This is a genomic window from Rhizobium sp. S152, from assembly GCF_030380735.1.
In the GTDB taxonomy this organism is placed as follows: Bacteria; Pseudomonadota; Alphaproteobacteria; order Rhizobiales; family Rhizobiaceae; genus Rhizobium.
Genome location: NZ_JAUDRZ010000011.1, coordinates 1 through 24,924 on the forward strand (window position 1 = coordinate 1; position 24,924 = coordinate 24,924).

24 protein-coding genes are annotated in these 24,924 nt (G+C 64.1%); 4 read left to right on the forward strand and 20 right to left on the reverse strand.

The genetic code is table 11. The annotated features are described in order from the left end of the window. The coding region (locus tag QTL95_RS14690; RefSeq protein WP_289720705.1) for a hypothetical protein at positions 1 to 199 on the reverse strand (199 nt) is incomplete at its 3' end. A 111-nt stretch (positions 200 to 310) separates the two neighbouring features. Between QTL95_RS14690 and QTL95_RS14695 the strand changes: the two genes are divergently transcribed. Next, positions 311 to 2,251, forward strand: a complete 1,941-nt coding sequence (locus QTL95_RS14695) for a M23 family metallopeptidase (protein ID WP_289720706.1) — start codon at positions 311 to 313, stop codon at positions 2,249 to 2,251. A gap of 266 nt (positions 2,252 to 2,517) precedes the next feature. Here the strand turns inward: QTL95_RS14695 and clpB are convergent, their stop codons facing one another. From clpB to QTL95_RS14730, 7 genes are all read right to left on the reverse strand, one after another. Beyond that, on the reverse strand, positions 2,518 to 5,115 hold the full coding sequence (gene clpB / locus QTL95_RS14700; RefSeq protein WP_289720707.1) for an ATP-dependent chaperone ClpB: 2,598 nt from the start codon (positions 5,113 to 5,115) through the stop codon (positions 2,518 to 2,520). A gap of 307 nt (positions 5,116 to 5,422) precedes the next feature. Next, positions 5,423 to 6,262 (reverse strand): DUF4167 domain-containing protein, encoded by an 840-nt coding sequence (locus tag QTL95_RS14705; RefSeq protein WP_289720708.1) that lies wholly within the window; start codon positions 6,260 to 6,262, stop codon positions 5,423 to 5,425. Positions 6,263 to 6,606: 344 nt separating this feature from the next. After that, positions 6,607 to 7,488: a peptide chain release factor N(5)-glutamine methyltransferase gene (gene prmC / locus QTL95_RS14710; protein ID WP_289720709.1), complete on the reverse strand. Its 882-nt coding sequence runs from the start codon at positions 7,486 to 7,488 to the stop codon at positions 6,607 to 6,609. Further along, positions 7,485 to 8,567, reverse strand: coding sequence for a peptide chain release factor 1 (gene prfA / locus QTL95_RS14715; RefSeq protein ID WP_289720710.1), 1,083 nt, complete (start codon positions 8,565 to 8,567; stop codon positions 7,485 to 7,487). Before prfA ends, prmC begins: the two co-directional genes overlap by 4 nt. A gap of 27 nt (positions 8,568 to 8,594) precedes the next feature. Further along, positions 8,595 to 10,862 (reverse strand): phosphoenolpyruvate--protein phosphotransferase, encoded by a 2,268-nt coding sequence (gene ptsP, locus QTL95_RS14720; protein ID WP_289720711.1) that lies wholly within the window; start codon positions 10,860 to 10,862, stop codon positions 8,595 to 8,597. An 88-nt stretch (positions 10,863 to 10,950) separates the two neighbouring features. Beyond that, a complete protein-coding gene (locus QTL95_RS14725) occupies positions 10,951 to 12,225 on the reverse strand; it encodes an aspartate kinase (protein WP_289720712.1) in 1,275 nt (424 codons plus the stop codon). Between the two features lie 6 nt (positions 12,226 to 12,231). Then, positions 12,232 to 12,636: a hypothetical protein gene (locus QTL95_RS14730; protein WP_289720713.1), complete on the reverse strand. Its 405-nt coding sequence runs from the start codon at positions 12,634 to 12,636 to the stop codon at positions 12,232 to 12,234. Here QTL95_RS14730 and QTL95_RS14735 point away from each other — a divergent pair. Beyond that, positions 12,605 to 14,806: a CHASE2 domain-containing protein gene (locus tag QTL95_RS14735; RefSeq protein WP_289720714.1), complete on the forward strand. Its 2,202-nt coding sequence runs from the start codon at positions 12,605 to 12,607 to the stop codon at positions 14,804 to 14,806. The genes QTL95_RS14730 and QTL95_RS14735 overlap by 32 nt on opposite strands. A gap of 3 nt (positions 14,807 to 14,809) precedes the next feature. Here QTL95_RS14735 and QTL95_RS14740 read toward each other — a convergent pair whose 3' ends face one another. Continuing rightward, complete coding sequence (locus QTL95_RS14740) at positions 14,810 to 15,739, reverse strand: FecR family protein (protein WP_289720715.1); 930 nt, start codon at positions 15,737 to 15,739, stop codon at positions 14,810 to 14,812. A 194-nt stretch (positions 15,740 to 15,933) separates the two neighbouring features. Here QTL95_RS14740 and ubiG point away from each other — a divergent pair, with 194 nt between their 5' ends. Continuing rightward, positions 15,934 to 16,680 (forward strand): bifunctional 2-polyprenyl-6-hydroxyphenol methylase/3-demethylubiquinol 3-O-methyltransferase UbiG, encoded by a 747-nt coding sequence (ubiG, locus tag QTL95_RS14745; RefSeq protein ID WP_289720716.1) that lies wholly within the window; start codon positions 15,934 to 15,936, stop codon positions 16,678 to 16,680. 21 nt (positions 16,681 to 16,701) lie between these two features. Here ubiG and QTL95_RS14750 read toward each other — a convergent pair whose 3' ends face one another. From QTL95_RS14750 to QTL95_RS14770, 5 genes are read right to left on the reverse strand one after another with little or no spacing between them, the layout of a single operon-like run. Beyond that, complete coding sequence (locus QTL95_RS14750) at positions 16,702 to 17,283, reverse strand: DUF3291 domain-containing protein (RefSeq protein WP_289720717.1); 582 nt, start codon at positions 17,281 to 17,283, stop codon at positions 16,702 to 16,704. Between the two features lies 1 nt (position 17,284). Beyond that, a complete protein-coding gene (locus QTL95_RS14755) occupies positions 17,285 to 17,713 on the reverse strand; it encodes a DUF1178 family protein (RefSeq protein WP_289720718.1) in 429 nt (142 codons plus the stop codon). Beyond that, the gene (locus QTL95_RS14760) at positions 17,710 to 18,567 is read right to left on the reverse strand and encodes a carbon-nitrogen hydrolase family protein (protein WP_289720719.1); all 858 of its coding nucleotides are present in this window, start codon (positions 18,565 to 18,567) and stop codon (positions 17,710 to 17,712) included. The genes QTL95_RS14755 and QTL95_RS14760 overlap by 4 nt, the downstream gene beginning before the upstream one ends. Positions 18,568 to 18,577: 10 nt before the next feature. Further along, a complete protein-coding gene (gene grxC / locus QTL95_RS14765) occupies positions 18,578 to 18,835 on the reverse strand; it encodes a glutaredoxin 3 (RefSeq protein WP_289720720.1) in 258 nt (85 codons plus the stop codon). A 31-nt stretch (positions 18,836 to 18,866) separates the two neighbouring features. Beyond that, positions 18,867 to 19,643, reverse strand: a complete 777-nt coding sequence (locus QTL95_RS14770; RefSeq protein WP_289720867.1) for a ComF family protein — start codon at positions 19,641 to 19,643, stop codon at positions 18,867 to 18,869. Between the two features lie 76 nt (positions 19,644 to 19,719). Here QTL95_RS14770 and QTL95_RS14775 point away from each other — a divergent pair, with 76 nt between their 5' ends. Further along, positions 19,720 to 20,604: a methyltransferase domain-containing protein gene (locus QTL95_RS14775; protein WP_289720721.1), complete on the forward strand. Its 885-nt coding sequence runs from the start codon at positions 19,720 to 19,722 to the stop codon at positions 20,602 to 20,604. An 8-nt stretch (positions 20,605 to 20,612) separates the two neighbouring features. On the opposite strand, the gene QTL95_RS14780 is transcribed toward QTL95_RS14775, so the two are convergent. From QTL95_RS14780 to QTL95_RS14805, 6 genes are all read right to left on the reverse strand, one after another. Next, the gene (locus tag QTL95_RS14780) at positions 20,613 to 20,777 is read right to left on the reverse strand and encodes a Flp family type IVb pilin (RefSeq protein WP_289720722.1); all 165 of its coding nucleotides are present in this window, start codon (positions 20,775 to 20,777) and stop codon (positions 20,613 to 20,615) included. 64 nt (positions 20,778 to 20,841) lie between these two features. Further along, positions 20,842 to 21,159, reverse strand: coding sequence for a hypothetical protein (locus QTL95_RS14785; RefSeq protein WP_112536941.1), 318 nt, complete (start codon positions 21,157 to 21,159; stop codon positions 20,842 to 20,844). A gap of 123 nt (positions 21,160 to 21,282) precedes the next feature. After that, positions 21,283 to 21,696 carry an 8-oxo-dGTP diphosphatase MutT gene (gene mutT / locus QTL95_RS14790; RefSeq protein ID WP_289720723.1) on the reverse strand — a complete coding sequence of 138 codons (414 nt, stop codon included), beginning with the start codon at positions 21,694 to 21,696 and terminating at the stop codon, positions 21,283 to 21,285. Between the two features lie 3 nt (positions 21,697 to 21,699). Beyond that, complete coding sequence (locus QTL95_RS14795; RefSeq protein ID WP_289720724.1) at positions 21,700 to 22,476, reverse strand: GNAT family N-acetyltransferase; 777 nt, start codon at positions 22,474 to 22,476, stop codon at positions 21,700 to 21,702. Positions 22,477 to 22,484: 8 nt separating this feature from the next. After that, positions 22,485 to 23,726, reverse strand: a complete 1,242-nt coding sequence (gene argJ / locus QTL95_RS14800) for a bifunctional glutamate N-acetyltransferase/amino-acid acetyltransferase ArgJ (RefSeq protein ID WP_289720725.1) — start codon at positions 23,724 to 23,726, stop codon at positions 22,485 to 22,487. A gap of 66 nt (positions 23,727 to 23,792) precedes the next feature. Continuing rightward, the gene (locus tag QTL95_RS14805) at positions 23,793 to 24,683 is read right to left on the reverse strand and encodes a peptidylprolyl isomerase (protein ID WP_289720726.1); all 891 of its coding nucleotides are present in this window, start codon (positions 24,681 to 24,683) and stop codon (positions 23,793 to 23,795) included. Between the last annotated feature and the right edge of the window lie 241 nt (positions 24,684 to 24,924).

Genomic DNA, 24,924 nt, shown 5'->3' on the forward strand with positions numbered 1-24,924 from the left:
CGTTTGCGAAAAACTCGAAGTTTCTACTATCCAACTGAAAGGACTGCGGAATTTTCAGTCGCAGCTCATCGCCTGTTGAAATCAACGCAAATCCGGATGCTTCGCCTGTCGGCCACGCACGGGTTATTCTATAGATAGGTCGATAAATGCCCGTTACCACCCCTCTTGCCTTCACATCATCATAATCGGGTGGTCTCAAGGACCGGGATTTCGATCGGCGGCTTCTGCCGATTTGACTTCCTTCGGCAAACTATGCACTTTTCCGGCCAGCCGCCGAGGGGCCATCATAAAGGATGCGGACACGACTGCCATGATGACGGAGAAGATGATGATCCGCTCGTTCGGCAACGAGCCGCCGCTTCTCGCCGATGGCAGGCGCGCCCCCGATCGCCGCGAGATCTCGCTGCGCTGGCTTTCCGGCACATTCCTGACGGGCATCACCTCGAGCGTATTGATGGGCGTGGCGCTGTTTGCCGCGCTCGACGGCCGCCAGCAGCTGGCGATCCCGGCCGAAGCCTATGCCAATATCAACGAGCACGCCAATGACGACGACCAGGTCACCCGCGGCAGCCGCCTGATCGCACCCGCCATCGCCGCCAAGCCCTCCGACCGCAAGATCATGGAAGTCTCTACCGTCGTGCACGAGGGCGAGAAGGAAGTGGTGCGCCGCCAGCCCTTCGCCCGCGTGAAGATGACGCTCGCCGCCAACCACGTCGCGCCCGAGGATTATCCGAGCTTCAACCCGCTGACGATCTTCTCCGCCGACGAGGGCGAGCCGGCACCGGCTGCCCGCACCGGCCAGATCTACGGCTCCGACGTCGAATCCGAAGTCAGCCTGAAGACCGTCGCCTATCCGGCCGACCGTTCCGATCTCAAGGTCGCCGCCGGCATGACGCTCGACGAGGTCGAGGAGAACGTCCGCTCCAACGGGTCTGTGCTGACGGATGGCGCCGCCCAGGTGGCCGCGCTTTACTACGTCGACCCCCGCCGCTTTTCCAACGACGACAACGACGTCGACCTGACGTCGGGCCTGACCGCCCGCGTGCTCGAGCAGAACATGACGGTCTCGGCGCCGGAGCAGATCACGCCGCAAACCGAAGAGTTCGCCGACGACATCATCCCGGCCCGCCAGCCGACGCCGATCACCAAGGCGATGATGGATTCGGGCTATCCCGAGCCGCAGGCAAAGAACCTCGCCGGCAACCTCACCCCGCTTCTCGGCACGGACGCGCTTTCTAAGGGCGACGTGCTGCGCATCGGCATCCTGCAGAAGGGCGAACAGGCGAAGATCATTCGCGCCAGTGTCTATCGCGGCACCCGGCACCTGGTGACCGTGGCGCTCGACGACACCGATCATTTCGTTTCAGCCAGCGCGCCGCCCGAGCTCGACGCGGTCGCCACCGCCTTCGACGACACCGCGATGTCGGCGCCGTCGAACCAGAACCTGCCGCGCGTCTATGACGGCATCTATCGCGCGGCACTTTCCTACGGCATGACCAAGGACATGACGGCGCTGATCATCAAGCTGCTCGCCAGCAATGTCGACTTCCAGGCCGAGCTGCGCCCGACCGACACGCTGGAGGCTTTCTTCTCGGTGGCCGACAGCAGTGGCCAGGCAACCGCCGATTCCCAGCTGCTCTACGTCAACGCCCGTTTCGGCGACACGCAGACGCGCTTCTACCGCTATCAGGATCCCGAAGACGGTTCGGTCGACTATTTCGACCAGGACGGCAAGAGCATCCGCCAGTTCCTGCTGCGCAACCCGGTGCCGAACGGCATCTTCCGCTCCGGCTTCGGCATGCGCCGCCACCCGATCCTCGGCTTTGCCCGCATGCACACCGGCGTCGACTGGGCCGCCCCGCGCGGAACCGCGATCATCGCCGTCGGCAACGGCACGGTGGAAAAGGCCGGCTGGGACAGTGGCGGCTACGGCAACCAGACGATCGTGCGCCACGCCAACGGCTACGAATCTTCCTACAACCACCAGAGCGCCATCGCCAAGGGCGTGGTTCCCGGCGCCAAGGTCCGCCAGGGCCAGGTGATCGGCTGGGTTGGCACCACGGGTGAATCGACCGGCCCGCATCTGCATTACGAGATGATCGTCAACGGCACCAAGGTCGATCCGCTGCGCGTGCGCCTGCCGGGCGGCAAGTCTCTGTCGGGACCGGCGCTCGCCAAGTTCGAAGACGAGCGCAAGCGCATCGACGCGCTGCTCGGCAACCAGCCGCCGGCGCAGGTGGCGAGCAAGTAGGGCTTCTCCTCGGCCGCCGACTGCAAGAATAAAGTCCCCTCCCCAACCCCTTCCCACAAGGGGGAGGGGCTTGCTGGGCGCACTCTCTCCGCCAGACTGAAGCCTCTCAACGATCGCCAACGAGAAGAGCGTGGTGCAAAGAACGCCACGGATTAGCCCCTCCCCCTTGTGGGGAGGGGTTGGGGAGGGGTTTTCATGCGGGAACGCCACCCAAAAACAAAAACGGCGACCGAAGCCGCCGTTTCCACTCTCACATCTCGCGTCCGTTAAGCCGCTTCGCTGACACCAGCGCTCTTCGTGCGGAACAACAGCCGATCGGTGCCGCCTGATATCTTCACCGTCGATCCGTCAGGCACCTTGCCACCGAGAATATCCTCGGCCAGCGGGTCCTGGACGTACTTCTGGATCACCCGTTTCAGCGGTCGCGCGCCATAGACGGGATCATAGCCCTTGTTGGCGAGCCAGTGCGTGGCCTCGTCGTCGAGCTCGATCGTGATCTTGCGCTCGGCCAAGAGCTTGACCAGCCGCTGCAGCTGGATGTCGACGATCGCGCCCATCTCGTCCCGCTTGAGGCGGTGGAAGAGGATGATCTCGTCGATGCGGTTCAGGAACTCCGGCCGGAAGTGGCCGCGCACGACGTCGAGGACCTGCTCGCGGATTTCGTCCGTGTCATGACCGTCGGGAAGCTCCGTCAGCATGGTCGCACCGAGGTTCGACGTCATGATGATCATCGTGTTGCGGAAGTCGACGGTGCGGCCCTGGCCATCGGTCAGGCGGCCGTCATCGAGCACCTGCAGCAGCACGTTGAAGACATCCGGATGCGCCTTTTCGATCTCGTCGAACAGCACGACCTGGTAGGGCCTACGACGCACCGCTTCCGTCAGCGAACCACCTTCCTCATAGCCGACATAGCCGGGAGGGGCGCCGATCAGCCGGGCGACGGAGTGCTTCTCCATGTATTCCGACATGTCCATGCGCACCATCGCGGTCTCGTCGTCGAAGAGGAAACGGGCCAATGCCTTGGTCAGCTCCGTCTTGCCGACGCCGGTCGGGCCGAGGAAGATGAACGAGCCGAGCGGCCGGTTCGGATCCTGCAGGCCGGCGCGCGCGCGGCGCACCGCCCGCGACACGGCCTGAACCGCGTCCCCCTGGCCGATCACCGATTTCGCCAGCTCGTCTTCCATCCGCAGCAGCTTCTCGCGGTCGCCTTCCAGCATCTTTTCGACAGGAATGCCGGTCCAGCGGGAAACGACATGCGCGATGTTATCGGGGGTCACGACCTCCTGGACCATGGCGCTGCGATCATTGTCCTGCGCTTCGGCTTCCGAAAGCTTCTTTTCAAGCTCCGGAATGACACCGTAGGTCAGCTCGCCGGCGCGCTGGAATTCACCCTTGCGCTGGGCGATCGCCAGATCGTTGCGGGCGTCGTCGAGTTCCTTCTTCAGATCAGCGGCAAGGCCGAGCTTCTGCTTTTCCGCCTGCCAGCGGGCCGTCAGCGCATCGGCGCTCTCTTCCAGATCGGTGAGCTCGGTTTCGAGCCGCACCAGCCGGTCGGCCGAGGCGACGTCGGTTTCCTTCTTCAGCGCCTCGCGCTCGATCTTCAGCTGCATGATGCGGCGATCGAGTTCGTCGAGCTCCTCGGGCTTGGAATCGACCTGCATGCGCAGGCGCGCGGCCGCCTCGTCCATCAGGTCGATCGCCTTGTCGGGGAGAAAGCGATCGGTGATGTAGCGGTTCGACAGCGTGGCCGCCGCCACCAGGGCCGAATCCGAGATGCGGACCTTGTGGTGCTGCTCGTATTTTTCCTTCAGGCCGCGCAGGATCGAGATGGTGTCCTCGACCGTCGGCTCGTCGACGACCACGGGCTGGAACCGACGGGCCAGCGCCGGGTCCTTTTCGACGTGCTTGCGGTATTCGTCGAGCGTGGTCGCGCCGACGCAGTGCAGCTCGCCGCGCGCCAGCGCCGGCTTCAGGAGGTTCGACGCGTCCATCGCGCCATCGCCCTTGCCGGCGCCGACGAGCGTGTGCATCTCGTCGATGAAGAGGATGATCTCGCCGTTTTCGGACTGCACTTCGTTCAGGACGCTCTTCAGCCGCTCTTCGAACTCGCCGCGATATTTCGCGCCAGCGATCAGCGCGCCCATGTCGAGCGCCATCAGCTTCTTGTCCTTGAGAGACTCGGGCACATCGCCGTTGACGATACGCAGCGCCAGGCCTTCGACGATCGCCGTCTTGCCGACGCCGGGTTCGCCTATCAATACAGGGTTGTTCTTGGTGCGGCGCGACAGCACCTGGATGGTGCGGCGGATTTCGTCGTCGCGGCCGATGACAGGATCGAGCCGGCCATCGCGGGCTTCCGCCGTCAGGTCGCGGGCGAACTTCTTCAGCGCGTCGAAGCCCTGTTCGGCATTGGCGCTGTCGGCGGTGCGGCCCTTGCGGATCTCGTTGATGACCTGGTTGAGCGCAACGGCGGTGACGCCGGCGTTCTTCAAGGTCGTCGCGGTCGACGATTCCATCGCCAGCGCCTGCAGCAGGCGCTCGACGGTAACGAAACTGTCGTTGGATTTCTTCGCGGCTTCTTCCGCCGTCGAGAGAACCTTGGCGAGCGGCGCGGCGAGATAGATCTGTCCGTTGCCGCCGGAGACCTTCGGCATCTTCGCAAGGGCGGCGTCATTGGCAAGACGCGCCGCCTTTGCGTCGCCGCCGGCGCGCTCGATGAGCGAAGCGGCCATGCCCTGATCGTCGTCGAGCAGCACCTTCAGCACATGCTCGGGAGCGAACTGCTGGTGACCCTGCGCCAGCGCGTAGGTCTGCGCCGACTGGATGAAACCGCGCACCCGCTCGGAGTATTTTTCGATATTCATGAATGGACCTCCTTAAATCGCCCTGCCCTTATAAGGCACAGGCCGATGACCGAGATTGAGCTCCCTCAAGAGGCGAGCCCTTTTTCCGGCGGGCTTGACGATTTGCACCGCCGGAACATGCGCTGGATATGGTGGAGGATTTGCGGAGTTTAAAGGGGCGGCGAGCCGAAAAACGGACAGCCGGAGCGCGCCCGAAAATGCCGGCTGCGATCTCGGAATTGAAGCCGGAAACGCACAAGGGCCGCCCCATCGGAGCGGCCCTTGATCTTTGTCCTGCCCTTGCGGGCCAAAACCTTAGTAGGCAGCCTTATTCGGAAGCGGCATCCGCGAGAGCCGGAGCCTCGCTTGCGGCTTCGCCTTCGCCTGCCGCCTCGCCTTCGGCGCGACGCGGACGGCGCGGGCGGGCGGTGGTGCTGCGGCGGCGCGGCTGGCGCTCGCGCGGCTGGGCGCTTTCTTCGTCCATGGAAACCTCGGCCGGAATGCCTTCGATTTCCGGCTGCGGACCGGTTCCATCCATCACTTCCGGCTGCGTCGCGGCGGCGACAGGAGCAGGCTGTTCCTGCGGCTGGCGGCGCGGCTGGCGGACAGACTGATCTTCATTGCGCGGCTGGCGGGCCGGCTGCTCTTCGCCACGCGGCTGATCTTCGCTGCGGCGCGGCTGCTCGTCATTGCGACGCGGCTGGTCATCGTTGTTGCGGCGCGGCTGTTCGTTCGAACGGCGCTGCTGATGCTCCTGCTGGCGCGGCGGCTGCACGACGACGACATCGTCGTTCTCGTTGCCGTCGATGTCGTCACCGTCACGCTCGCCACCTTCGCCGAACTCACCACGGTCGTCGCGCTGGAAGCGTTCCTGCATCTGCGCCTGTGCGGCGGCAATGATGCGGTTGTAGTGTTCGGCGTGCTGCAGGTAGTTCTCGGCGATAACGCGGTCGCCGGAGCTCTGGGCGTCACGAGCGAGCTGCGCGTATTTCTCGGCGATGTGCTGGGCAGTGCCACGGATCTTTACGTCTGGGCCGGAGCTGTCGTAGCTCCGCGTCAGCGGATTGCCACCCTTGCGGTTGAAATTATTGTTGTTATTTCCGCCGCCGCCGCCGTTATTGTTACTGCCACGCCCGCGACCGCGCTTGTTCTGCTGTCCTGGCCTCATCGATCGTTCACCTGAATTCTCTGTTTGTGTGGAGTTATGGCATCGACCGCCGTAGCCGGTCCAACCGGCTCAGGGCTATCGTGCCGCAAGCATAATGCGCCTTTGCGCCGACCTGCCGCTTGTCATCAAGTCAGTTTGACTGATTCACGCATTGGGTCGTGTTCAACCTTTGAAACTCTCGTTTGAAAGAGCAGACCCCCGAGGCCGAGCTAGTATCGAACGAATCGTCGTTCTGTCCCATCTCTCCAACGCGTGGGGGCAACCTATATTGCTTCCCGTGGAAAACCAAGCCTTTTCTTCGCAATGACACCTGTGTTCCAACCCGTGTGGTAAACCGTCGCCCGTTACGGACGACTGAAGATCAGCACCCGGTCATTCTGGCCGTAATCCTTCACCGATTCTTGGAATTTGAAGCCTTCCTTCTCGAAGACGTCGGTTACAGCGATCCGCTGATCGTAGCCTATCTCAACTCCAATAATGCCATTGGGCTGCATGAACCTTGCGGCATCTTTGGCGATGGCTTTGTAAGCGTCAAGCCCATCCATGCCACCATCCAGTGCGGCGGCCGGATCAAATTTCGTTACTTCGGGCGCGAGACCGAGAACGATATTGGATGCGATATAGGGCGGATTTGAGACGATTGCATGAAACGAGCCCTGGATATTGTCAAACCAGTTCGATTGCACGGCCTGAAACCGTTCCTGCAATCCGTTTCTTTCCGCGTTTGATAGTGCCGTCTTCAATGCATCGGCCGATATGTCGCTGCCGATACCCGACGCTTCCGGACATTCGCTCAAGAGCGCCAGGCATATCGCCCCGGTTCCGGTTCCCATGTCGAGAATATGGATATGCCCTCCCGTATTTGCAAGATCGCGCAGATAAGGAAGCATGGTATCGACGAGGATTTCCGTGTCCGGCCTCGGCTCCAGCGTGTCCGATGAGAGCGACAGCGGCAGGCCGTAGAACTCGCGCTCGCCGAGGATCCGGTGGACCGGCTCATGCGCAAGACGGCGAAGGATCGCCGCCTCGACGGCATCGGCCTCCTCGGGCGTGACCGTTTCTCCGCCCTTGGTCAGCATCTCGGTATTGCTCAGGCCGAGCAGGCCGGAGATCAGGACGCGCGCATCGGCGGCAGGATCGGCGATGCCGGCAGCACTGAAGCGGCGCCGGGCTTCCGCCGCGAGCTGGGAAACCGTGGGCTCCGCCCGTTTCCCGCTCTCGGTCATGGCTGCTGTTCGCCGAGCTGCGCCAGCCGGCTTGCCTGGTAATCCGCCATCAGCGCATCGACGATCTCGTCGATCTCGCCGACCATCATCCGGTCGAGCTTGTAAAGCGTCAGGTTGATGCGGTGGTCGGTGACGCGGCCCTGCGGGAAATTGTAGGTGCGGATGCGTTCCGAACGGTCGCCGGAGCCGACCTGGCTCTTGCGGTCGGCGGAGCGCTCGCTGTCGGCGCGCTGGCGCTCGGCGTCGTAGAGACGCGACCGCAGAACCTGCATCGCCTTGGCGCGGTTCTGGTGCTGCGACTTTTCCGAACTGGTGACCACGATACCTGTCGGCAGGTGGGTGATGCGCACCGCCGAGTCCGTCGTGTTGACGTGCTGGCCGCCGGCGCCCGACGAGCGCATCGTATCGATGCGGATATCTTCCGCCCGGATCTCGATGTCGATCTCCTCGGCCTCGGGAAGAACGGCTACGGTCGCGGCCGACGTATGGATACGCCCGCCCGCCTCCGTCTCCGGCACGCGCTGCACGCGGTGCACGCCGGATTCGAACTTCAGCTTGGCGAACACGCCCTTGCCGGTGATGGTCGCGATAATTTCCTTGAAGCCGCCGGCTTCACCTTCGCTGGAAGAGAGAACCTCGACCTTCCAGCCATGCACGGCGGCGTAGCGCTCGTACATGCGAAACAGGTCGCCGGCAAACAGCGCCGCTTCCGAACCGCCTGTGCCGGCGCGGATTTCGAGGATGGCGCTCTTCTCGTCGGCCGCGTCCTTGGGCAGCAGCAGGATCTGAATTTCCTGCTCCAGCGCCTCGATGCGCTCCTTCACCTCGGGCAGTTCCATCTCGGCCATATCGCGCATCTCGCGATCGACCGACTTGTCTTCAAGGAGAGATTCCAGATCCGAAAGCTCGGCGAGCGCCTTCTCGTAAGCGCGGATCTTGCCCACGACCGGCTGCAGCTCGGCATATTCGGAGGCGAGCTTGACGTAAACATCGGCCGCGGGACCGGCCGACATGCGCGCTTCGATCTCGCCGAAGCGGCGTTCCAGCTCGCGCATCTTTTCAACGGGAAGCTTCGCCACCCTCACTCCAATTCTGTTTGTCTCTGGCTACAGAGGGATATTGTGGGTTTCGGCGAAATGGGCAAGCAGCTCGCGCATCGAGGTCGCCGTCTTGGTATCGTCGAGCGCCTCGTTCATCACCTTCGCCAGCGCCCCGACATCCAGCCCGAGCAGCATCGCCTTAACAGGACCGATGGAGGCAGGCGACATGGAGACCGAGCGGAAGCCGATGCCGAGCAAGGCCATCGCGGAGATCGGCTTGCCCGCCAGTTCGCCGCACAGCGTCACCGGCGTATTGTTGCGCTCGCCTGCGCGCACGATGTCGCGCAGGATGCGCAGGAACGGTTTGCCCAGCGTGTCGAAACGGTCCGAGACCCGCGCATTGCCGCGATCGACCGCCATCGAGAACTGGAACAGGTCGTTGGAACCGACCGAGACGAAATCGACGGCGGCCATCAGCTCGTCCAGCTGCCACAGAAGCGCCGGCACTTCCAGCATGGCGCCGAACTGCAGCTTGCGCGGCAGGCCGTGGCCGAAGCGGGAGAGATGCTGCACTTCCTTCTGCAACAGGTCGCGCACCGCGGCGATTTCCGAGACTTCGGTCACCATCGGCACCATCATCTTCAATTCGCCGCCGGCCGCCGCCTTCAGCATGGCGCGAAGTTGCGTGCGCAACAGGCCCGGCCGATCCAGAGACAGGCGGATTGCCCGCCAGCCGAGCGCCGGGTTTTCTTCCTCGTGGCCGCGGAAATAGGGAACGACCTTATCGCCGCCGATATCAAGCGTCCGGAAGGTCACCACGCGGCCGCCCGACTGCTTCAAGACGTTGCGGTAAAACTGTTCCTGCTCGTCCGCCTTCGGAAGCGTCGAGGCGATCATGAACTGCAGCTCGGTGCGGAACAGGCCGATGCCCTCGGCGCCGGATTCGGCAAGCTGAGGCAGATCGACGAGAAGGCCGGCATTCATCTGCAGCGACACGCGCTGCCCGTCCTTGGTCAGCGGCTCGACGGCGCGGAGCGCCCGGAACTGCTCCTGCCGGCGGGCACGGAAACGCACCTTCTCCTCGTAGGAGCGCTGATGCTCCGGCAGCGGCCGCAGGTGCACATGGCCGCCATCGCTGTCGATGATCACGGCATCGCCGTTTTCGGCGAGCGCCACGATCCCGGCCGCCTGGCCGATGACCGGAATACCCATGGCGCGCGCCACGATGACGACATGGCTGGTGACGGCGCCCTCTTCGAGCACCAGGCCGCGCACATTGGCGCGCGGATAATCGAGAAGTTCGGCGGCGCCCATGGCGCGCGCCAGAATGATCGCGTCGGTCGGGAAGCCGTCGCCGGAGGTGCGCCCGGTATAGCCGGTCAGCTGCCGGAGCAACCGGTTCGCCAGGTCCTCGAAATCGTGCATCCGCTCGCGCAGGTAAGGATCGGTCAGGCGCATCATCCGCGCCTTGGTGTCGCTCTGCACCTTCTCGACCGCGGCTTCCGCCGTCAGGCCGTTGCGGATCGCCTCTTCCAGCTTGCGCACCCATCCCTGGTCGTGCGCGAACATGCGGTAGGTCTCGAGCACCTCGCGATGCTCGCCCTCCATCGACATGTCGCGCTGCGACAAGAGATCGTCGATCGAGATGCGCAGCGAACCCAGCGCTTCGGCAAGCCGGCGGATTTCCTTGTCGGAATCCTCGTTGAGCAGATTGGTGACGACGATGCGCGGCTCGTGCAGCACGACATAGCCGAGGCCGATGCCCTCGTTATAGGTATCGCCGTCGATGGTGACGGAGCGGGTGAGGTCGAGTTCGAGGCCGGGCTTGGTGAGCTTCTTCAGCTCGCCGGTGGCGATCATCTCGGCCAGAACCATGGCCGTCGTTTCGAGCGCTTCCAGTTCCTCGTCGCGATAGTTGCGGCTGGCCTTGTTCTGCACAACGAGAACGCCGAGCGACCGGCCGGCGCGCAGGATCGGCACGCCGAGGAAGGAATGATAAATTTCTTCGCCGGTTTCCGGCAGGTAGCGGAAGGCCGGATGCGACTGCGCGTCGGAGAGGTTGAGCGGCTGGGCGGAGGCAGCGATGGTACCGACGAGGCCCTGGCCCATCTTCAATTGCGCCAGGTGGACCGCTTCGCGGTTCAGACCTTCGGTCGCGTAGAGCTCGAGCACGCCGTCGGAGCGCAGCACGTAGGCGGAGCAGACCTCCGCCACCATGTTGCTGGCAATCTGGCGAACGATCCGGTCAAGACGCTCCTGTGGCTCCAGCGGCTCCGCCATCAACTCGCGCAGCCGCTTGAGCAGCACGCGCGGACCGCCGGAAAGGTCTCTCATTGCGTCTCAAGCTCCAAAAACAAAGCAAAGTGGCCCGGCAGATGCCGCGCCACCTCTCAACTTGTACGCGGCGCGGGCCTGCTGGGAATCAATTCTTATCCAGACCGTAGCAGGAATGCAAAGTCCTGACAGCGAGTTCCGCATAAGGACCGTCGATCAGGATGGAAATCTTGATTTCCGAGGTGGTGATCGCCTTGATGTTGATCCCCTTGTCGGCCAGCGCCTTGAAGGCAGTGGCGGCAACGCCCGCGTGGCTGCGCATGCCGATGCCGATGACCGACACCTTGACCAGGCCCGCCTCGTTCTGCACGACGTCGTAACCGATCGAATCCTTGTGCTCGCCGAGCACCTTGATCGCCTTTTCGACGTCGCCCGACGGCACGGTGAAGGTCATGTCGGTCTTCGAGCCGTCTTCCGAGATGTTCTGGACGATCATGTCGACATTGATGTGGTTCTCGGCCAGCGGTCCGAAGATCGCGGCGGAGACGCCCGGCCGGTCGGCGAGACGGCGAAGCGAGATCTGCGCTTCATCCTTGGCATAGGCGATGCCGGTGACTACTTCCTGTTCCACGATTTCTTCCTCGTCACAAATCAGCGTTCCGGGCGGGTTCAAGAAATCACCCATGCCCGGAGCATCGGGATCTTCAAAAGACGAACGCACGAAGGTGCGCACCTTGTGCACCATGGCAAGCTCGACCGAGCGAACCTGCAGCACCTTAGCGCCGAGCGATGCCATTTCGAGCATTTCCTCGAAAGCGATCTTCTTCAGGCGGCGCGCCTGCGGCACGATGCGCGGATCGGTCGTGTAGACGCCGTCGACATCGGTATAGATGTCGCAACGGTCTGCCTTGACGGCTGCGGCGATTGCGACCGCCGACGTATCCGAGCCACCACGGCCGAGCGTCGCGATGCGGTTGTCAGGGCCGAGACCCTGGAAGCCGGCGATGACGGCCACCTGGCCCTCGCCCATCCGCTTGATCATCTCGGAGCCGTCGATCTCGAGGATGCGGGCGGCGCCGTGGGCGTTGTCGGTGCGGATCGGGATCTGCCAGCCCTGCCAGGAGCGGGCGTTGACGTCCATCGCCTGCAGCGCGATCGCCAGAAGACCGGATGTCACCTGCTCGCCGGAGGCGACGATAGCGTCATATTCGCGGGCGTCGTAGAAGGGAGAGCTGGCGCCGACGACCTTCGGCGTGTTCTGCACCCAGCCGACCAGCTCGTTTGTCTTGCCCGACATGGCGGAAACGACGACGGCCACTTCGTGACCGGCATCGACCTCGCGTTTGACGTGGCGTGCAACGTTCTTGATGCGGTCCAGATCAGCGACGGATGTTCCGCCGAACTTCATTACGATGCGTGCCATAAGCCTCTACCACAGCAAACCGCCGGGAGAGACGAACGCCAGACCCGGCACGACGAAGCCCTGAAAGCCGCAGGCCGAAGAGCCGGAATTGGGAGTTTCTGGAACCCTTCTAAAGCCCTGCGCCCAAGGGCTCAAGTTGCGGCGTCTCTTAGCGAGTTTGTCGGGGGGTGGCAAGGTGCGGAAAAGAGATTGGGAGCGCGCGCCGGCCGAAATATGACAGACGGGCCCGGCTGCCACGCGCGCCTTCGAAGTGCCCAAAAGGCTCAGTTGCCTCGCACTCCGGAAAGAGGCAATTTCATTCGGCCCGAAGACGCCGATCCCGGCACCATCGGGCACGCCGGCAAGCCGGCCATATCCAAATCGCTGGACCGATTGCATCATGACGAATGCGCAGAAAATCGGCGTCATCATCGGCCTCGCCATCGTCGCGGGGTTGACGCTTCTGCGCGCCAGCGATCCGCCGCTGATGCAGCAGCTGCGCGACATCACCTTCGACGAATACCAGCGCATCACGCCCCGCCCCTTCGAGGCGACGCCGGTAAGGATCATCGACATCGACGAGGCGTCGCTGAAGGAATTCGGCCAGTGGCCATGGCCCCGGGACCGGCTGGCGCTTCTGGTCGACCGGCTCTCCGATATGGGCGCGGCGGCCATCGCCTTCGACGTGCTCTTCGCCGAGCCCGACCGCCTCTCGCCGCGCACCGTCATGCGCGATGTCGCCGGTGTCGACCCGACGCTGGTCAGCCGCCTGCCGGACAATGACGAACTCTTCGCCAAGGCGATATCAGGACGCCCCGTTATCCTCGGCTTCGGCCTCTCGACCGAAGGCGATTACCGCCCGCCGATCAAGAGCGGCTTCGCCTTCACCGGAGAAACACCGCTCAATGCTCCGCCGCGCCTGACGGCGGCAACCCCGATCCGGCCGCAGCTGCAGATGAGCGCATCTGGCATCGGCCACATCAGCCTCAATCCCGGCAACAGCTCATCCGTGGTGCGCCGGATTCCGCTCTTCCTGACCGATGGCGAGCAACTTTACCCGAACCTCGCCATCGAGGCGCTGCGGGTGGCGCAGGGCGCCTCGACCTACGTGCTGGCTGCCGCCCCCGACGCGCCGGATACGCTGACCTCGGCGAAGATCGGCGGCTTCGTCGTACCGCTCACCAAAAGCGGCGAGCTCTGGCTCTACACCAGTCCCGATATTGCCGAGCGCTACATTTCCGCTTCGAGGATCCTTGCACCCGAAGGCGTCGCCCCCGAGGTCGCGGCGGCCATCGACGGTAGCATCGTCTTCGTCGGCACCTCGTCGGCCGGCCTCCAGGATATCCGCACCACCGCGCTCGGCCAGAACGTGCCCGGCGTTTCTATGCATGCCCAGACCGTCGAGCAGATCCTGACGGGCCACTTCCTCTCCCGTCCGGACTGGGCGAACGGCATGGAAATCCTCGCCATCGCCGTGCTCGGCACCGTCCTCGTCCTGCTGACGACCTTCGTCAGCCCGGCCGTCGCCCTCTTCTGCGGTCTTCTGATCACCGTGCTCGCGGTCGCGGCCTCGTGGTTCGCCTTCTCCCGCTGGGGCCTGCTCTTCGATCCGCTGGCGCCGATCATCGCCGGCACAATCACGCACTTTGCCGCCACCTCGTTCCGCATCCTGGTGATCGACCGGGAAAGGCGAGAGGTCCGCCGCGCCTTTGGGCAATATCTCTCGCCGTCGCTGCTCTACCGCATCGAGCATACGCGCAATGCGCTGAGACTCGGCGGCGACGATCGGGAACTGACGGTGATGTTCGTCGACGTGCGCGGGTTTACCGAGCTCAGCGAGCGCCTGCCGCCCGCCGAAGTCGTCCGTTTCCTTAACACGCTGCTCGACGCGCTGAGCCGCCACGTCACCGCCAACGAGGGAACGCTCGACAAGTTCATCGGCGATTCCATCATGGCCTTCTGGAATGCTCCGCTCGACGTCGCCAACCATCCGGCAAAGGCGGTGAAGGCGGCGCTCGCCATGCGCGAAACGCTCTCCGGGCTCAACACGGGCAACGCCTTCGGCTTCGGCCCGGAGTACCAGGTAGGGATCGGCATCGGCATCCACACCGGCCTTGCCTGCGTCGGCAACATGGGCGCCGAGACGCGCTTCAACTATTCGGCGGTCGGCGATGCGGTCAACGTCGCCGCCCGCATCGAATCCGCCTGCAAGGAGGTCGGCTTCGACATTCTCGTTTCGGAGGCGACGGCCGCCGAACTGCCGCACTTCGCGCTGCTCGACGCCGGCTCGCTCGGCCTGAAGGGCAAGAGTTCGAGGGCGCGGCTCTACGCCGTGATAGGTGGCGAGGAGATCAGGCAGTCGAGCGCCTTCGCAGAGATGCAGCATCTGCATGCAGACCTGACCGCCGCGCTGCGCAGCCGCGCCGAAGACATCACCGAGATTCTCACGGCAGCAAGAAGCAAGGCCGCGTCCCTGACGCCGGGCCTGCCGCGCTTCTACAAGAAGATGCCGCGCCGCGCCGAACATTTCCGGGATCTGGCGCCGCAGACGACCGACGCCGTCACGACGGACAGCGATGCACCATCACGATCCCCGGTTTAGGCTCTACCGATTATAGTGTTGCCAACCGCCGCGCGGCCCCTGCCAGCCCGGCGGGTTGCCGTTGCCGAAACCACCCGGATTCCAGCCACCGGGATGCCAGCCGCCCGGGTAGTGCCCCCAATGATGCGGATGGTGGTGGTGATGTGGCTTGTGCGGCTTCGGCGGCTCGGGCGGTTCCGGTGGCTGCTGTGGCGGCGGAGGCGGCGAAGGCGGTTCCGCCGCGCGTGGCGTGACGCGCTCGCGTCGCTCGATGCGCGCCGCCTGGAGGCCGCAGGTGGTTCGGATATTGCCGAGCGCGCCGGAAAGCTGCTGGTTGCCCGAAAGGAACGGCAGGGCGCGGTTGTTGCCGAGCTCGCGCAGCGTGGCGCGGTCGACGGGCGCCACATCCGACACCCCCCGGCGCGGCGTGGCGATTACGCAATCGCATTGCTGGCGCAGCTGCCGGCAGCCGCCGGCGCCGCAGAACTGCGCCGAGCCGTTGAGCAGCACCATCGCCGTCACCCCGTTCGGCGCCACATAGAAGTCGAACGCCGTGCCGCGCACGCCGATCGTGCCGGCCGGCGTGACGATCTGGTAGGCGAAGGAAGCGGAATTGCCGCTGATCCAGCGGAAGGTGCCCTTCGCCGCCTTGATCGAGAGCCGCTTGACCGTGTCCTCGTCGTCATAGACGAACTTGTCGATGGTCACGGACGATCCCGCTCCGACCGCGAGCTTCGTCCCGTCGCGAAACAGGAACTGGCCGAGCCCGGATGGCGATGTGCGGATGCGCTCGTCGCGGTGAACCGGCGCCTTGACGACCAGCGGGCCGTCTTCGCCCGTCACCTGCGTCTTGATCAGGGTCGCCTGACCCACGGGTTCGGCCGCGAAGACCGGCGTCCCGCCAAGGCATGCAACGATGGCACCAGCGGCTGCAGCGCCGCGCACGCGAGACATCACGCCCTCTCCCTCATAGAGAATTAGAACATTAACATATTGCTATGCGTCACGTCTGCTTATCCTCTTGATGTACAATCGGGGCGTTAGACTAATCGTTTTGGATGAAATCAGAAATTGCCGCGTCATTGCGCGCCCTTGACTTCGGCGCCGCTTCGTCCGACTTCACTGCTGACGAAGCAAGGAGCCTGACCATGACCGAAGCGGCAAAGAGCACCATCGACCAGAGCGAAGTAGACCGCTTCTCGGCCATGGCCGCGGAATGGTGGAGCCCGACAGGCAAGTTCAAGCCGCTGCACAAGTTCAACCCCGTTCGCCTCGCCTATATCAGGGACAAGGCGGCCGAGAACTTCGGGCGCGACCCGCGCGCCGCGCGACCGCTTGAAGGCCTGCGCGTGCTCGACATCGGCTGCGGCGGCGGCCTGCTGTCGGAGCCGATCGCCCGCATGGGCGCGACGGTGGTGGGCGCAGATCCCTCCGAAAAGAACATCGGCATCGCCTCCACCCACGCGCGGGCATCCGGCGTTTCCGTCGACTACCGCGCGGTGACCGCCGAACAGCTCGCCGAGGCGGGCGAGACCTTCGATATCGTGCTCAACATGGAAGTCGTGGAGCACGTAGCCGACGTCGAATTCTTCATGACCACCTGCGCGAAAATGGTGCGCCCTGGCGGCCTGATGTTCGTGGCCACGATCAACCGCACCGTGAAGGCGGCGGCCCTCGCCATCTTCGCCGCGGAAAACATCCTGCGCTGGCTGCCGCGCGGCACCCATCAATACGAAAAGCTGGTCCGCCCGGAAGAAATCGAAAAGCCGGTCACCGAAAACGGCCTCGGCATCATCGACCGCACGGGCGTCTTCTTCAACCCGCTGTCCAACCAGTGGAACCTGTCGAAGGACATGGACGTGAACTACATGCTGCTAGCCAGACGCGAGGCGTAGGGCCCTCGCCAAAGCTCGTCGCTACACCTTCAACGTCAGCACATGCGCGAGAAGATCACGCTGCGTCTCGGCGTTCTCCGCCGCCAGCGTCTTCACGCGTTCGCGGTCGATCCCGACCTCTGCGCCATCGGCGTCGAAAGGCTGCTTGAAGGTGAAGGCGCGCGGTGAAGGTCCGTTGCCCGCCAGATATTCGAGACGCTCGACCGCCTCGCTCCAGTCGGGCCGGTGATGGGGACCGACCCACCAGAGCACCAGCGGCGGCCATGACGGCCTGACGTTCCAGTTGCGGGCATGTTTCAGCGCATCGGCATGCACACCGTTGTAGCTGAAGGCCATCAGGGATTCGATATCCGCCCAGAGCGACAAAGACGACGGCGCGCTGTCGAAGCCGCTGCCCTTTATGAAGCGTGGAAAGACCTGCGGACCCCAGCTGCGCGTGCCGGGCTCGCCGGCATAGCCGGAACGGCCGATGAAGCCGCGGGCGCCCGCCGCCGCCTGGAAGTTGGCGGGCTCGCGGAGCCGGAAGCCCTCGACCGCATCGCTTTCGAAGGGCGCCACGTGCAAACCGAAGTTATACATCGCAAGGCGCGGCTTCGGTTCCATGTCAGTTCACATTGTCGGGGAGCACGGGCAGTGCCGCGATCTCGATGCCCTCGTCGATCAGTTCCTGCGCCTCGTCGATCGTCGCCTGGCCGATGATCCCGCGCGCATCGGCCTCGCCGTAATGGATCTTGCGGGCTTCTTCCGGAAACTTCTCGCCGACATCCTCGGAATTCGCCTTGATGCTGGCGACGGCTTCCTTGAGCTTCTCGAAGGCGTCGCGGCGAAGCGCATCCATCGCCACCGTCTTCATCTCGTCCTTCTTGCGGGCGGTCGAGACGGAGGGTGCCATCAGCGTCTTCGAGATTGCGGCGGAATGACAGACGGGACAGGTGAGGAAACCGGACGAGACCTGCCGGTCGAAATCGGCACTCTCGGAAAACCAGCCTTCGAATTCATGCGCACTGTCGCAGATAAGGGAATAGCGGATCAAGCGGCCACGCCTCCCGTCACCGCCCCCGGCACGGTCTCGATGGAGAATTCGCGGCCGTTCTTCAGGTTCGGAATCTTGTCGTGCGCCGCCTTCACGGCGGCGGGATCGATCTCGGCGACGACGATCGCCTCGCCGGTCGCACCTGCCGATGCCAGCACGCGCCCCCAGGGATCGATGATCATTGAATGACCGAAGGTCTCGCGGCCATCCTCATGCACGCCGGCCTGCGCCGCAGCGATCACGAACATGCCGTTCTCGATGGCGCGGGCCCTGAGCAGGATTTCCCAATGCGCCTCGCCGGTCTGCCGGGTAAAGGCCGCCGGCACCGTCATCACCTCGGCCCCGGCCACCGCTTGGGCGCGGAACAGCGCCGGGAAGCGCACGTCGTAGCAGATCGCAAAGCCCATCTGCGCGAAAGGCAGCGACACCACCCGCGCCTCCGATCCCGGCCGGTAGGCGGCGCTCTCGCGCCAGCTCTCGCCATTGTCGAGATCGACGTCGAACATGTGGATCTTGTCGTAACGGTTGAGAATCTTGCCGTCGGGGCCGAAGAGGTAGCCGCGATTGGCCATCTTGCCGTCCTCGAGCGCGATTGCCGTCGAGCCGACATGCATATGGATGCCGAGCTCGCGGGCGAGCTCTGAGGCGGTCTGCACAATAATATCGTTGCTCTCGTCGCGGAGCACGGCCTTGGCCGCCGTCCGGTCGCGCTGCAGCATGCCGGTCATCTCCGGCGTCTGCACGTAGGTCGCACCCTTGGCCGCCGCCTCGCGCACGAGGCGCGCCATCGCCTCGGCGTTCCCTTGCGGATCGACACCGGAGCACATCTGGATAGCGGCAGCCTTGAACGTCATCGTCGCTTCCTCAGGCGGCAAGCAGCGGGTCGAGCTTGCCCGCGCGGTCGAGTGCAAAGAGATCGTCGCAGCCGCCGACGTGCTTCTCGCCGATGAAGATCTGCGGGAAGGTCGAACCGCCGTTCGACTTGGCGATCATCTCCTGGCGTGCCTCGGGCTTGAAGGTGGCGTTGTGTTCGACGAAATCGACGCCTTTCTGGGAGAGAAGGGACTTGGCGCGGCTGCAATAACCGCAGCCTTCGCGGGTATAGATGGTGACGGGTACCATGGAGACTCCAGACTAAGCTTTCTTCTTCCTGTCATATAGTTTCGGCCAGGGCCATTGCAAAGGTCAAAACGGTGATGTCGGCGGCACCCGCCTTGCGCAGTGCCCGCGTCGCGGCCGCCACCGTCGCCCCCGTCGTATAGACGTCGTCGACCAGCACCACCCGTTTTCCCGCCACATCCGTCTCGCGGCCGGCCATGACGGCAAAGGCGCCGCGCACATTGTCCTCTCGCGCCCAGGCGCCGAGCCCGACCTGCTGCCGCGTGCGGCGGGTGCGAAGCAGCGTCGCCGGAAGCAGTGGCCGCCCGGAGAGCCTCGCCAGATGTCGCGCCAGCTCCGCCGACTGGTTGAACCGGCGTGAAAACATCCGGCTGCGGTGCAGCGGCACCGGCAGGATCGCGTCGCAGCGCTCGACCAGCCCGTCGCCGGCCCGCAGCATCCACCGCGCCATCATCGGCGCCAGATCCGTGCGATCGCGGTATTTCAGCCCGTGCACCAGCATCCGCACTGCCTCGTCATGCAACGCCACCGCACGCAACCGGTCAAAAGGGGGCGGATTGGCGATCGCCTCGGCCGAGAGGATGCCGCCGCCGAGATCGTGCGAGAACGGCACGCCGAGCACCTCGCAATAGGGCCGCTCGATGATGCGGAGACCGGACCAGCATTTCGGGCAAAGCCCCCGGTGTCCGCCGGTCGAAACCCCGCAGACGGCGCAGGCCGGCGGAAAGACCAGATCGAGCGCGTAGGCAAGCGGCCGCCTGAGCAACCTCTCCTGCACAGTCTTCAATGGCCCGACCAAGTGCAACCCCATGGCGAGACGATAGCCGGTTTCGCGCCAAAGGAAAATCGCCTTGCCGGTGAGGCCATGCGGGACTATGGACATCGCCATGGATATCATCTTCGATACGGCCCGGATCGAGGCCAACAGGCATCGCGCGCTGCGCAACAACGATCCGAAGGCGGCCTTCCTGCTCGATATCGCAGCCGAGGAACTGGGCGAGCGCCTCGCCGTCGTCGAGCGCACCTTCGAGAGCGCCGTCGAGCTGCACGGCGCCACCGGCGCCGCCGCCCGCGCCGCCAAGGCGACCGGCAAGATCGGCAGCCTGACGCGCGTCGAGAGCGAGAGCGCCTACTCCTCGGGCGACGATGCCTTTATCGAGGCGCCGCTGGAAGACGTGCCGCTGGAGCCACAATCGGCCAATCTGGTGCTGGCGCCGCTCAGCCTGCATCTCACCAACGACACGCCAGGTGTCTTCATCCGCATCCGCCGGGCGCTGAAGCCGGATGGACTGTTCCTTGCGGCCATTCCCGGCTCCGGCACCCTGCAGGAACTGCGCGAGGTCCTGCTTGCCACCGAGATCGAGATGACCGGCGGCGCCAGCCCGCGCGTCATTCCCTTCGCCGATGTGCGCGATGTCGGCGGCCTGATGCAGCGCGCCGGCTTCGCGCTGCCCGTGATCGACGCCGAAACCTATACGGTGCGCTACGATTCGATCTTTCCGCTGATGCGCGACCTGCGCGCCATGGGCATGACCAATCCGCTGGTTGCCCGCAGCCGCAAGCCGCTGAACCGCGCCTTCTTCATGCGCGCCGCCGAAATCTATGCCGAGCGCTATTCCGATCCGGATGGCCGGATCAGGGCGACGTTCTCGATCATCTATGTGTCAGGATGGGCGCCGCACGAAAGCCAGCAGAAGCCGCTGCGGCCCGGCTCCGCCAAGGTCAGGCTCGCCGACGCATTGAAGGTCGAGGAGCACAAGCTGAAGCAGTAAGGAGCGGTTCAGTTCGGGAAATGGCTGGAGACGCCGTTGAACAGCCCGCCGATATTGCCGCCGAGCGCCTGCACCGCACCCATGATGGCGACCGAGATGACGGCCGCGAGCAGGCCGTATTCGACGGCCGTCGCGCCGCGAACATCCGCTATGAACTGCTTGAATGCCTTCATTGCCCCACCTCAGCACTCGCGGCAGTGATCGATGCTTGCGGCAGCCGCGTCCGCAAGGCTTGTCTCAGCAGCCGGCGCCGCTCCCATAACCCTGAACGACGCACACCGAACCCGGCGTCTCCTGCAGCACGCTGCGGCGGATCGTATAGCGCTTGCCGTTCTCGGCCTTGGGAATGGAGCCGGTCGTGATTGTATCGTAATCGGACGGCGCGCTTGCGAAGACGCTGGACTTCGACTTGTCGGCCAGCATCGGCGTCAGGATCAACGTCAGCGCAACGACGGCCGTGCCGAACAAGAGCGCGATGTTGAGCACTCCCGTCCTGCTCGAGGCAGCCGAAGTCTGTTCCTTTTCCCGAACAGCTTTCCAGAAATCATCGTCCATGCGTCAAGCCTTCTACACACACGCCAGTTGCTTGATTGAGGCCGATATTTGGCAGAAGGTGTTAAACGATCGATTAATATCCACAGCCAAAATTACTTCGTCACGAATAATAATCAGCTATTTCTAAAGTAAGCCTTGGAGAATGGGGATCAGCGGCTCGTCGGCCGGCGGCATCGGGTAATCGCGCAGCGCCTGCGGCTTCACCCACTTCACCGCCTGCCCTTCCCTGCCGTGCGGAATGCCCTCGTAGCGACGGCAGACATAGAGCGGCATCAAGAGGTGGAACTTCTCGTAGGTATGGCTGGCGAAGGTCAGCGGCGCGAGGCATGCCACCTTGGTGGTGATACCGAGCTCTTCGTGAAGCTCGCGCACCAGCGTCTCCTCCGGCGTCTCGCCGGGCTCCATCTTGCCGCCGGGAAACTCCCAGAGGCCGGCTAGAGACTTCCCCTCGGGCCGCTGCGCCAAAAGGATCCGGCCGTCGGCATCGATAAGCGCGCAGGCGACCACAAGCAGGATGTTCCTCGGCGCATCGCTCATCGCCTACGTGTCCTGCCGCCAGTAGGAATAGCGATAGACTTCCTGGAACCCGAAGCGATCGTAGAGCTTCAGCGCGCCCTCATTCGTCGCCTTGACCTGCAGCCAGGCGGTGCGTGCGCTGCGCATCCGCGCCCAGCGCAGCGCCGAGGTCAGGATTTCAAGGCCCAGGCCCTCGCGGCGGCGCGACGGCGTGACCGACAGCGACATGATGCCGGCGAGATCGTTGTCCTGCACGCAGAGCACGGTCGCAACCGGTCCAGCCTTCTGGTCGTCGATCATGAACAGGCCAGACGGCGGCTTGATCGCGTTGATGATCTCGGCAAGCGCCGGCTTCAGCTTGGCGGAAACCTGGTCGGTCGCAAGGTTCGCGTCGACGAAGCGACCGATATCATGCGTCGGCAGGTGATCGAGCGTATCGGGCAGTTCGGCATGCGTGAGGTCGCAGGTCATCACGATCGTCTCGTCGAACGACTGCCAGCCCTCGGCGCGCACCAGGTCGATGAGGACAGGGGATGCCAGCGGCGTCTGCCTGAGCACGGCCGGGCGGCCATAGGCCTCGAACTTGCGGCTGGCCTTGGCAAGGCGGATCTCGACGTCGCGATGGTCGGACGGGTCGAGCGGCACGATCGAGTTCAGCCGGTTCGACGGGTGCCCTGCGGTCAGCCGCACCTGCCAGCTGCCGTCATAGACGACGGACGATGCCGGCCATGCCCTGAAACCAACGGCTTCGAGCCTGCGAACAAGCGGCAGATTTGCCTTCTTGGGGAATGCTTCGGTCAATGGAAAAATCAGCTCCGGTAGTCACCGTTGATGGCGACATACTCCTTTGTGAGGTCGCACGTCCATACCGTTGCCGTGCCGTTTCCGAGGCCGATTTCGACCTTGACCGGAATATCCTGCTTTTTCATGACGTTGGAGGCGGCCTCTTCCGAGTAGCTCGCGTCGCGTTCGCCGTTGACGGCAACGCGCACGTCGCCGAACCAGATGGCGAGGCGGTCGCGATCGGCCATTTCGCCGGACTTGCCGACGGCCATGACGATGCGACCCCAGTTGGCGTCCTCGCCGGCGGCCGCGGTCTTGACCAGCGGCGAATTGGCGATCGACAGAGCGATCGTCTTGGCGGCGGCGTCGCTTTCAGCGCCTGTCACGGTGATCTCGAGCATCTTGGTGGCGCCTTCGCCGTCGCGCACGACCTGCAGCGCCAGATCCTTGAGGAGATCGTTGAGCGCGGCACGGAACGATGAGAGACGCGGATCGTCGGCGGTCTCGACACGAACCTGCCCGTCTTCGGCGGCGGCACCCGTGGCAAACAGCATCAGCGTGTCCGAGGTCGAGGTGTCGCTGTCGACGGTCATCGAGTTGAAGGTCGGGTCGACGCCTTCAGACAGCATCGCCTGCAGGGCAGCCGGCGCGATGTCGGCGTCGGTGACGACGAAGGAGAGCATCGTCGCCATATCGGGCGCGATCATGCCGGCGCCCTTGGCGATGCCGTTTATCGAGACTTTGACACCACCGATCTCGGCCGTGCGGGTCGCGACCTTCGGGTAGGTGTCGGTGGTCATGATCGCCTTGGCGGCCTCGAACCAGAAATCGCCGGTGGCGTCCGAATAGAGGGTGTCGAGCACGCCGGAAAACTTGGTGGCGTCGAGCGGTTCGCCGATCACGCCGGTCGAGGCGAGGAAGATCTCGCTTTCGCTGCAGCCGACGGCGGCGGCGGCGGACTTGGCGGTGAGCGCGGTCGCTTCACGGCCCTTTTTGCCGGTAAAGGCGTTGGCATTGCCGGAATTGACGACCACGGCGCGCGCCACGCCGCCGGGCAGGTTGGCGCGGCAGAAATCGACGGGAGCCGACGGGCACTTGGAACGGGTGAAGACACCGGCGACGCTCGCCGGCTTGTCGAACACCATCATCAGCACATCGGTACGGTTCTTGTACTTGATCCCCGCCGAAGCGGTCGCCATGCGCACGCCGCGCAGCGCGGGCATCGATACGAAGGATTTGGGAGCGAGCGGGGAGACGGAACCGGACATGATCATCGACCTGGCATGGAAGGGATATGGAAGGGCCCGGAAAAACCGGGCCCTCGATGGATGCTGTTACTGCTGAGCCGGAGCTGCCGCGGGCGCATCGCCCGGCTGCGGCTGCTTGTTGGCGTCGTCATAGCCCTTGCGGAGCGCCTCGTCGGTGATCTCGACCTTCGACTTGTCCTTGGCGGCTGCGAGCAGCGCAAGATACTTGTCGCGCATGACGAGCTGACGAACCTGATCCTTGACCTGGTCGAAAGCCGGAGGAGCGGCATCGCGCTTGTCCTCGACGAGGATGACGTGATAGCCGAAATCGGTCTTCACAGGGGTCTTGGTGTAGGCACCCTTGTCGAGGGCGAAAGCCGCGTCCTCGAATTCCTTGACCATGCGGCCCTTGGTGAAATAGCCGAGGTCGCCGCCGTCAGCCTTGTTCGGGTCGGTGGACTTTTCCTTGGCCAGATCGGCGAAATTCTTGCCGGCGTCGAGCTGCTTGATGATGTCCTGGGCTTCCGCCTCGGTCTTCACCAGGATGTGGCGGGCATGAACTTCTTCCTGCTTCGGAAGCGCTGCGACTTCCTTGTCGTAGCGAGCCTTCACTTCATCGTCGGTCACGGTGTCGACGACGTGCTTCTTGAAGTAGGCGTTGTGCAGCTCGCGATCGGCGAGGTACTGCATGCGCTTCTTGAACTCGGCGGTCTGGTCGAGCTTTTCGGCGGTTGCGTCCTGTGCCAGAAGCTTGACGTCGATGGCGGCAGAAAGTGCCGCGACCTTCTTCTGGTCGTCGGGCAGCTGTGCCAGCTGCGGATCCAGGTTGGCGACGGCAAGATCAAGCTCGGACTGATGAATCTCGAGATCGCCGACCTTGGCAACGACCGCATCTGCGGTGTCCTGTGCCCGGACAGGCACCTGGAACGCAACGAAGGTTGCGAGTGCCATCACGGCGATTTTGTTGTAGTTCAACATCAAATAACCCTTCACAGTTAAACCAGCGGCTTCAACTTCGCGAATCCAGCCTGAAACAGGCAACAACACTGGAATGTGGCCTTTCTATATCGGCCAAATCCGTTGACATCATTCGACCCCCCTCTTATCTGTCACGCAACCTCGCGTCCAGAACAGTTTCCTGGCGTTTCGAGGCGTACGCCTGAAATTCGGCCGGGCGACGCAGCTGAAATGTCGTGGAGTAATCTTGAGAAAGGGCCAG